This window comes from Peribacillus sp. (assembly GCF_059453735.1).
The window spans coordinates 1-8992 of record NZ_JAZVJO010000404.1 but is presented as its reverse complement, the minus strand read 5'-3'; the positions used below and the strand labels follow the sequence as shown (position 1 = coordinate 8992).

The 8992-nt window shown below is 40.1% G+C and carries 10 protein-coding genes; all 10 read left to right on the top strand.

The window, feature by feature from the left end:
- The coding region (locus AC52RT_RS13450; protein WP_495541211.1) for a D-alanyl-D-alanine carboxypeptidase family protein at window positions 1-871 on the top strand (871 nt) is incomplete at its 5' end.
- 131 nt (window positions 872-1002) lie between these two features.
- Window positions 1003-1353, top strand: coding sequence for an anti-sigma F factor antagonist (spoIIAA, locus tag AC52RT_RS13445; RefSeq protein WP_040375295.1), 351 nt, complete (start codon window positions 1003-1005; stop codon window positions 1351-1353).
- 2 nt (window positions 1354-1355) lie between these two features.
- Window positions 1356-1793 (top strand): anti-sigma F factor, encoded by a 438-nt coding sequence (gene spoIIAB / locus AC52RT_RS13440; RefSeq protein ID WP_040375296.1) that lies wholly within the window; start codon window positions 1356-1358, stop codon window positions 1791-1793.
- Between the two features lie 13 nt (window positions 1794-1806).
- Window positions 1807-2565 (top strand): RNA polymerase sporulation sigma factor SigF, encoded by a 759-nt coding sequence (gene sigF / locus AC52RT_RS13435; protein ID WP_495541210.1) that lies wholly within the window; start codon window positions 1807-1809, stop codon window positions 2563-2565.
- A gap of 256 nt (window positions 2566-2821) precedes the next feature.
- Window positions 2822-4114 carry an NCS2 family permease gene (locus AC52RT_RS13430; RefSeq protein WP_495541209.1) on the top strand — a complete coding sequence of 431 codons (1293 nt, stop codon included), beginning with the start codon at window positions 2822-2824 and terminating at the stop codon, window positions 4112-4114.
- Between the two features lie 161 nt (window positions 4115-4275).
- Entirely contained in the window at window positions 4276-4893 is a 618-nt protein-coding gene (locus tag AC52RT_RS13425) for a stage V sporulation protein AA (RefSeq protein ID WP_495541208.1), read from the top strand.
- Complete coding sequence (locus AC52RT_RS13420) at window positions 4883-5305, top strand: stage V sporulation protein AB (RefSeq protein ID WP_495541207.1); 423 nt, start codon at window positions 4883-4885, stop codon at window positions 5303-5305. The genes AC52RT_RS13425 and AC52RT_RS13420 overlap by 11 nt, the downstream gene beginning before the upstream one ends.
- 24 nt (window positions 5306-5329) lie before the next feature.
- Entirely contained in the window at window positions 5330-5929 is a 600-nt protein-coding gene (gene spoVAEA / locus AC52RT_RS13415) for a stage V sporulation protein SpoVABEA (protein ID WP_495541206.1), read from the top strand.
- Complete coding sequence (locus AC52RT_RS13410; RefSeq protein WP_495541205.1) at window positions 5892-7367, top strand: spore germination protein; 1476 nt, start codon at window positions 5892-5894, stop codon at window positions 7365-7367. Before spoVAEA ends, AC52RT_RS13410 begins: the two co-directional genes overlap by 38 nt.
- A 189-nt stretch (window positions 7368-7556) precedes the next feature.
- Complete coding sequence (gene lysA, locus AC52RT_RS13405) at window positions 7557-8876, top strand: diaminopimelate decarboxylase (protein WP_495541204.1); 1320 nt, start codon at window positions 7557-7559, stop codon at window positions 8874-8876.
- Window positions 8877-8992 lie beyond the last annotated feature (116 nt).

Here is an 8992-nt window from a genome sequence, read left to right as displayed (position 1 = left end):
ATCACAAATTTTTCTAGAACCAGGAGAGGAAATGACAACGGAGCAGATGCTTCAGGGAATCTCAATTGGATCTGCGAATGACGCATCAATGGCAATGGCTGAAAGACTAGGTGGTTCAGAAGAAGGCTTCGTTAAAAAAATGAATGAAAAAGTTAAACAGCTAGGATTGAAAAACACAAAATTTCAAAACCCTACAGGACTACCTGTAGAGGATCACTACAGCACAGCACATGATATGTCGATTATGGCAAAGGAATTACTTAAATATGAAAAGATTACAAACTTTACAGGAGTTTATGAATCCTATCTGCGTGAAGATACCGACAAAAAGTTCTGGCTTGTAAACACCAACCGATTGGTGAAATTTTATCCAGGTGTTGATGGATTAAAAACAGGCTATACGAATGAAGCAAAATATTGCTTGACCGCTACAGCGAAAAAAGGGAATATGCGCGTGATTGCCGTTGTGTTTGGTGCGCCGAATCCGAAGACTCGTAATGCACAGGTGACAAAAATGCTCGATTATGCCTTCTCACAATATATGACGCATCCGCTCTATGAAAGAGGCGTAGTACTAAAAAAAGCACCAGTAAGTAAAGGCAGTAAAAAGACTGTCACAGGCGTTACCAGTGAACCCATCTCTGTATTGACTAAAAAAGGCGGATTAGCAAAGGATTTTACGAGAAGTATCGAAATGGACAAACAGATAAAGGCACCAATTGCTAAAGGAGAAGAAATTGGTAAGTTGAAAATTATCAAAGATGGGAAGCTGGTCGTTGAATCCCCAATTGTAGCAAAGGAAAAGATTGAAAATGCAAGCTGGTGGGAACTGTATAAACGGGTTTTTGGAATGTTCACACAAACCAATTAGCATAATTTGTCAAAAGAATGCGTATATAAACTTTTTTCAGCGAAAGGACACTAGTTTTGCAAGAGAGAAGGATTCTATTGGACAAAAGGAGAATTTGACTTCTATAACGACAGATAAGGAGGCTGTATATTGTGAGTCTTATCATTGATATGGAAGCAAAGGATCGAGTCCTATGCATACGCTTAAAGGGAGAATTAGATCATCATACGGCAGAAAAATTAAGAAAACAGGCTGAATCCGCGATTATAAAGCATAACATTCAGCATATTATTTTAAACCTTGGGGGGCTTTCCTTTATGGATAGTTCAGGCCTAGGAGTCATTCTAGGACGCTATAAGCAGATTAAGGAAAAGAAGGGTGAAATGGTTGTGTGTGCAATTTCCCCAACGATAAAGCGACTATTTGAGATGTCCGGGTTGTTTAAGATTATTAAGCTGGAACTTTCTGAGGAAAACGCTTTACAAAGATTGGGGGTTGCCTAACCATGAAAAATAACATGGAAATTAAATTTACCGCACTAAGCCAAAACGAATCCTTTGCCAGAGTGACAGTCGCCGCGTTCATTGCTCAGCTGGATCCTGCCTTGGATGAACTGACTGAGATTCAGACGGTTGTGTCTGAAGCCGTCACAAATTCAATTATTCACGGTTATGAAAATGATCCGAACGGTATGGTCTATATCTCAGTCATGATTGAAGGGGATGTAGTTGAATTGATTTTCCGAGATGAGGGCCTCGGTATAGATGATGTCGGAGAAGCCACACAGCCGCTTTATACAACTAAGCCTGAGCTTGAACGCTCCGGTATGGGCTTCACAATCATGGAAAATTTCATGGACGAGATGCATGTCATTTCCCATAAAGGCGAAGGAACGATCATTCGTTTAAAAAAGCACTTAACCAAAAGTAAAGTGTGCAATTAAGGGAGATTTGCATATGGATGTGGAGGTTAAAAATAAGAAGAAACAAACCCATTTGAAGGATGATGAATTACGGCGGTTAATTCAGAGCAGTCAGAGCGGTGATCAGGCTGCGAGGGACCTGATTGTCCAAAGTAATTTGAGACTGGTATGGTCTGTTGTTCAAAGATTCCTTAATAGAGGATATGAGCCTGATGATTTATATCAGATTGGCTGCATTGGACTGCTGAAATCCGTCGATAAGTTCGATTTATCATTCGAGGTCAAGTTTTCAACTTATGCAGTTCCTATGATTATTGGCGAAATTCAACGTTTTATCCGTGACGACGGAACAGTAAAGGTGAGCCGGTCATTGAAAGAAATGGCCAATAAAATTCGCCGGGCTAAAGAAGAACTTTCCAAAAATTTTGGAAGAGTACCAACTGTTAACGAACTTGCCGAATTTCTAGAGTTGACTCCTGAAGAAGTGATTCTTGCTCAAGAAGCGAGCAGGACACCTTCATCCATCCATGAAACCGTTTATGAAAATGACGGTGATCCAATTACCTTGCTGGATCAAATGGCCGACAATAATGATACAAAATGGTTTGATAAAATCACCTTAAAAGAAGCTATCGAAGAGTTAGATGAACGGGAAAGGCTAATCGTTTATTTACGCTACTATAAGGACCAAACACAATCTGAGGTTGCCGGACGGCTCGGCATTTCACAGGTTCAAGTTTCACGGCTTGAAAAAAAAATCTTAGAGCAAATGAAAGAACACATGAATCGATGATTCATGTGTTCTTTTTTGTGTACATATATTAATGATTGAATTTAAAAATATATCTGAAAAATCACGTAAAAAGCATTACTTTTGCTGTCTAAGCAATACTAATGAAGAATGTAAGCGACTTCGCAGTCAAAATGGCCACTTTTGTTAAAAAAATATAAAAATATGATAGATTTTAGTTGAAATAACAAGGAAAAACGAATATTATAAGAAATGCTGTTGATTTTATTCGCTTTTTTGAAAATGTGGAGGTATTAAGATGCTTGAGAAATATTTTTCCCTGAAAGAACATGGAACGACTATTCGAACCGAGTTAGTTGCAGGGTTTACAACGTTTTTTACAATGGTTTATATTATAATTGTGAATCCCGCTATCCTTAAATCTGCAGGAATTCCTTTTGATCAGGTGTTTATGGCAACGATTATATCCGCTGTCATTGGTACGTTAATCATGGGTGTTTTCGCTAAGTATCCAATTGCTGTAGCACCGGGTATGGGGTTAAATGCATACTTTGCAAGTGTTGTCGGTACACAAGGACTTTCTTATCAAATTGTATTAGGTACGGTCTTTATTGCGGGTCTTCTGTTTTTATTATTAAGTGTTACAAAGCTTCGTGAAATGATTATTGTTGCGATCCCTAATTCGCTTAAATATGGCATTACGTCTGGTATTGGGCTATTTATTGCGTTTATGGGTTTAAGAAATAGTCAAATTATTGTTCCAAATGACGAAACGTTTGTTTCCTTAGGTGACCTAAGTTCACCTATTGCGGTTTTATCGATTGTCGGATTATTTATTACTCTGATATTGATGGCAAGGAATGTCAAAGGGGCGTTGTTCCTTGGAATGCTGGTTACGGCAGTTATCGGTTATTTCTTCGACATGCTTCAGTTTACAGACGTCGTGTCAACACCTCCAACACCAGTATTCTTAGACATTGATATTTCTGGTGTATTTTCAAACAGTTTATATGCGGTTGTATTTGCCTTTTTACTTGTCACTATTTTTGATACAACGGGCACGATGATTGGTGTAACGGAACAAGCTGGTTTAATGAAAGATGGGAAACTTCCAAACGCGAAAACCGCGTTCCTTGGTGATGCGGTAGCAACGACTGTTGGTTCGCTGTTTGGAACAAGTCCTTCCACGGCTTATGTAGAATCAACCGCTGGTGTTACGGCGGGAGGACGAACTGGATTAACGGCTATTGTCATCGCTATTCTCTTTGCAATAACCGCCTTTTTCTCTCCGCTGATCAGCGCAATTTCGGGACTCCCGTCAATTACAGCTCCAGTGTTAGTGATTGTCGGCAGTTTCATGATGGTTGGTCTATCTAAGATTGATTGGATGAAACTTGATGAAGCATTCCCTGCTTTTGCGATTATCCTAGTTATGCCGTTGACTTCTAGTATCTCCACAGGAATTGCAGTTGGTTTCATTACTTATCCCTTATTGAAAATTGTCAACGGAAAATGGAAAGAAGTTCACCCATTAATTTTAGTGTTCGGTGTAATCTTCCTTCTTCAAATGATTTTTTTCCCAACGACTTAATTAAATAGAAGAGGCTGTCCCTGCAGATCATGTTTAACATGACCTGCAGGGACAGTTTTTTTTATGGAAATTTTTACACTTTGTAAAGTGCCTTGTATGTTCCTTGTCTTCGCAATCCATACTAGTTTTATACGGAAATCAATGGGCGGAGTGTGAAATGTATGGAACTAGTCTATGTTCGTATGAGAAACAGGGTACATGTTCGACAGGAGCAAGAATTATTCGTTAAAGATGTTGCCCGTATTATAGGGCCGGACGATATTGTTAAGACCTTAGAACAAACGAAACTGTTAAAGGTATCGAGAGCGGATAACAATATCATCATTATTGATCTTATCCATATGATTCAATGTATCCGTAATGTGGATCCAACCATTGAAGTGCAAACCCTTGGGCCAGCACAAACGATTATTGAAGTCATTTATGAGAAAAGAAGATTCTCCATTCTATCTTTTCTAGCCGTTTGGTTTCTTTTATTTATTGGGGCAGGCATCACCATTATGAACTTTCATGTGGATGTCAGTATGCAAGAGGTACATCAAAAATTATTCAAGATTATTACAGGAAGGGAGGATACGAAGCCTCTGCTTATCCAAATTCCCTATAGTTTTGGTTTAGGACTTGGAATGATTCTCTTCTTTAATCAATTCTTCAAAAAAAGGTTTAATGAAGAACCAAGTCCGCTCGAGGTTGAAATATTCAACTACCAGCAAGACCTCGATCAGTACGTAATTATGCATGAAAATAAGGAAAGTATCAGGCATCTTGATGACAGGTAGTATTCTCTTCTGTATGTTTGTCGGACTTGCTGGTGGTCTGTCCGTGGGTGCTGGATTTGTGGCATTCCTAACTGTGCTTGGAGTTCTCCCAAGGCTGGCTCAACTCACCAAAACAGAAAAGAGGCTGCCATCCTATGAAGCGGCCATCGTTTTAGGCATCGTGTTCTTTGGATGGAACGAATTACAAGGTGTATCGTTTTACATACATGCGTATATCCTGCTCCCAATCGGACTGGCTGATGGAATCTTTAATGGAATGCTGGCAGCTGCGCTTACAGAAGTTATTAATGTTTTTCCGATTCTTTCAAAACGCATTGGGCTTCAGGATAAAGTGATTTATTTGGTGATGGCCCTTGTACTAGGAAAAGTGGCTGGTTCATTGTTTCAATGGCTCTATTTTGTCGATTTATAACAAAGTGCTGAAAGGAACAAGTTGATGGACGCAAAACGAAAAGTGATCTTAATTACAGATGGTGATGAATATGCCAAGCGAGTGGTGGAGCTTGTGGCAAAGGAGATTGGCGGTCGATGTATTTCAATGTCGTATGGAAATCCATCGGTTCATTCGGGTGCCGAATTAGTCAGAATGATCAAGAAAACGCCCTATGATCCTGTTTTAGTCATGTTTGATGATAGTGGAATTGTCGGTGAAGGGGCAGGAGAAATAGCGATGCGCTACGTGGCTCTTGATGATGGAATCGAAGTTCTTGGTATTATCGCTGTTGCATCAAGGACTAGACATGCGGAGTGGACAAGAGTGGATGTAAGTATTGATCGGGAAGGGAATTTAACTCCACAAGGCGTCGATAAAAATGGCACAGCTGAATTTGAACTCGGCAGAATCACGGGAGATACGGTGTACTGTATTGATGAATTACATGCACCGTTGGTTGTTGGAATTGGAGACATTGGGAAAATGGCAAGCAGGGACGATTATCGTAAGGGAGCACCCATTACAAGGTTAGCGGTGGAACTTATTTTGGAAAGGAGCGGGTATCGTGAGTTCGGAAAACGAGAACAAGACCAAGATCTATAAGGACGCAGATCAAGTAGAAGCGTATTTCAAAAAAAATGTCGGGCTTGGAACCAGCTTTGACCTGGGTGTCCGCAAGTTTGTCATCTTAAAAACAGATATTCAAATGTATTATGTCAACGGGCTATGCGACACGAGTTTCATTACGGACATTTTAAGTCAGCTCGTTGAAATTAATGATAAAGAAACGAATAAGGCGAAGGTTTTTGAAATTATAGAAAATAGATTGGTGAACCAATCGGTCAGCCGAGTTGAAACACTAGATGAAATGGTCGATCAGGTCTTGTCTGGTCTAATCGCTATTATAGTTGATGGTGCACCAACTGCCTTAGTCGTGGATGTGAGAAGTTATCCAGGGAGAAGTCCTGAAGAGCCGGATACAGAAAAAGTCGTCCGAGGATCACGCGATGGGTATGTAGAAAATATCATTCTTAATACCGCGTTAACGAGACGAAGAATTCGTGATGAAAATCTGCGTTTTGAAATGCTGAAGGTAGGGGAACGTTCAAAAACGGATATATCTATTGGTTATATTAAAGATATTGCTGATCCAGATTTAATTGAGATCATTCGTAAAGAATTAGAAGCCATTGATATGGACGGCCTGCCGATGGCTGATAAAACAGTTGAAGAATTTATTGTCAAACAAGGATATAATCCGTATCCGCTTGTACGCTATACCGAACGGCCCGATGTCGCAGCAGCACATCTTTTAGAGGGCCATGTCATTATTATCGTCGATACCTCGCCAAGCGTTATCCTTACACCGACAACTATCTTCCATCATATGCAGCATGCGGAGGAGTATCGGCAGTCTCCTGCTGTAGGTACAATGGTCAGGTGGGTTAGATTTTTAGGGATTATTGCGTCCGTTTTTCTTTTGCCTATCTGGTTTTTGTTTGTTGTCGAACCTTCCATGCTGCCCGAAAAATTGGCGTTTATCGGACCTAATGAGCACACAAATATCCCAATCATCATTCAGCTATTCATCGCTGAAATAGGCATTGAGTTTCTCAGAATGGCAGCTATTCATACACCAACCCCGCTTTCGACCGCGATGGGGTTAATTGCTGCCGTATTGATTGGTCAAATTGCGATAGATGTCGGTTTATTTGTTCCAGAGGTTATTCTTTATGTATCGGTCGCCACAATAGGAACGTTTGTAACTCCAAGTCTTGAGCTTGGAGTAGCGAATAAAATTACCCGCTTAGGGATTCTTATACTGGTCGCGATCTTCCATTTGCCTGGTTTAGTAGGTGGAATGACTTTGTTCTTTGTCTTGCTGGCAAGCATTAAATCATTGAATACTCCTTATCTATGGCCATTTATCCCATTTCGTCCTAAGGCCCTCTCGCATATCTTAATAAGAAGGACGCTACCTGGTTCGCGAATTAGACCAAGTGTTGTTCATCCGCAGGATAAGTATCGGCAGACGAAGTAGGATTTTGTATTGATGTTGTCGAAAAGTTGTGGTAATTTTAAATTTATTCAAATAAAGCGTTAAAAGGCTAAATTACACTGTATGGGGTTGATGGAGAAAGGGAAAAAGATTTCCTTTACAAAAGGAACGGACTCTTTCTAGTCTGCCTCATTTTATTGAGATACCTTTTTCAAGAAAGGGAGAGGGAATATGCATTTCTATGGAACCGAACGAGTAAATGAACAAGGGCATTTAGAAATCGGCGGTGTTGATACAGTATATCTTGCTGCGGAATACGGCACGCCTCTTTATGTTTATGATGTTACTTTAATTAGAGAACGCGCTAGGGGCTTTAAACAAACGTTTGAGGATCTCGGCGTTAAGGCACAAGTAGCTTATGCAAGTAAAGCTTTTTCCTCCATTGCGATGATTCAGTTAGCAGAGGAAGAAGGTTTGTCACTCGATGTTGTTTCGGGGGGAGAACTTTATACGGCTTTAAAAGCAGGATTTCCGGTTGAACGGATTCACTTCCATGGCAATAATAAAAGTGAAGAAGAATTAATCATGGCTCTTGATACCAACGTCGGCTGTATTGTAGTCGATAATTTCTCAGAGCTTGAATTACTTGAAACACTTTGTAGAACCCGAAACCAAAAGGTTAATATTCTGCTGCGTGTAACACCGGGAATTGAAGCTCATACACATGATTATATTCTTACAGGTCAGGAAGATTCGAAATTTGGTTTTGATTTACTTAACGGTCAGGCTGAGCATGCCTTAAAAACCGTGCTGTCAAGCCAAAATATTAATGTTTTAGGTATCCATTGTCATATTGGTTCCCAGATTTTCCAAACAACAGGTTTTATTTTAGCTGCGCAGAAAATTCTTGGACAACTAGAGGCTTGGTATGAAGCATTTGACTATCAGCCTAAAGTTTTGAATCTAGGAGGCGGGTTTGGTATTCGCTATACAAAAGAAGATGACCCGCTGCCCCCAGCTTATTATGTAGAAGAAATCGTCAAAGAAGTGCAAAATCATATTGATCAATCCAGATTAATGATGCCAGAAATCTGGATTGAACCAGGACGTTCACTGGTTGGAGATGCCGGAATCACTTTATATAAAGTAGGTTCAGAAAAAGAAGTCCCGCAAGTTCGAAAATACTTAGCGGTCGATGGAGGGATGAGTGATAATATCAGGCCAGCTCTGTATGACGCAAAATATGAAGCTGTGTTGGCAAATCGTCCACTCGACCCTGTTGAAGAAACCGTGGCGATTGCAGGGAAATGCTGTGAAAGCGGCGATATGCTAATATGGGATTTACCATTACCAAAATCCGGGCGTGGAGATCTTCTTGCTGTCTTTTGCACAGGGGCGTATGGTTATTCCATGGCGAATAATTATAACCGTATTCCTAAACCAGCTGTCGTTTTTACTGAAAATGCGGAATCCAGATTAGTCATTAAACGGGAAACCTATGAAGATTTAGTTCGTTATGATCTAGCTTTACAGGAAGTATCAACAAAGTAAGTTACTGTCAGTTTCTTCAAAACAAAAAAGCGGGAGTATAAGGGACTTTCGCTTGAGTTTGTAGACAAAAGAGGTTCGGAATGGTTTCATTCCGAACGTCTTTTGCATTTTTTGGA

Coding starts and splice junctions, on each gene's coding strand:
- spoIIAB (WP_040375296.1), top strand. CDS start 1,356: ATGAAAAATAACATGGAAATTAAATTTACCGCACTAAGCCAAAACGAA.
- sigF (WP_495541210.1), top strand. CDS start 1,807: ATGGATGTGGAGGTTAAAAATAAGAAGAAACAAACCCATTTGAAGGAT.
- AC52RT_RS13430 (WP_495541209.1), top strand. CDS start 2,822: ATGCTTGAGAAATATTTTTCCCTGAAAGAACATGGAACGACTATTCGA.
- AC52RT_RS13425 (WP_495541208.1), top strand. CDS start 4,276: ATGGAACTAGTCTATGTTCGTATGAGAAACAGGGTACATGTTCGACAG.
- AC52RT_RS13420 (WP_495541207.1), top strand. CDS start 4,883: ATGACAGGTAGTATTCTCTTCTGTATGTTTGTCGGACTTGCTGGTGGT.
- spoVAEA (WP_495541206.1), top strand. CDS start 5,330: ATGGACGCAAAACGAAAAGTGATCTTAATTACAGATGGTGATGAATAT.
- lysA (WP_495541204.1), top strand. CDS start 7,557: ATGCATTTCTATGGAACCGAACGAGTAAATGAACAAGGGCATTTAGAA.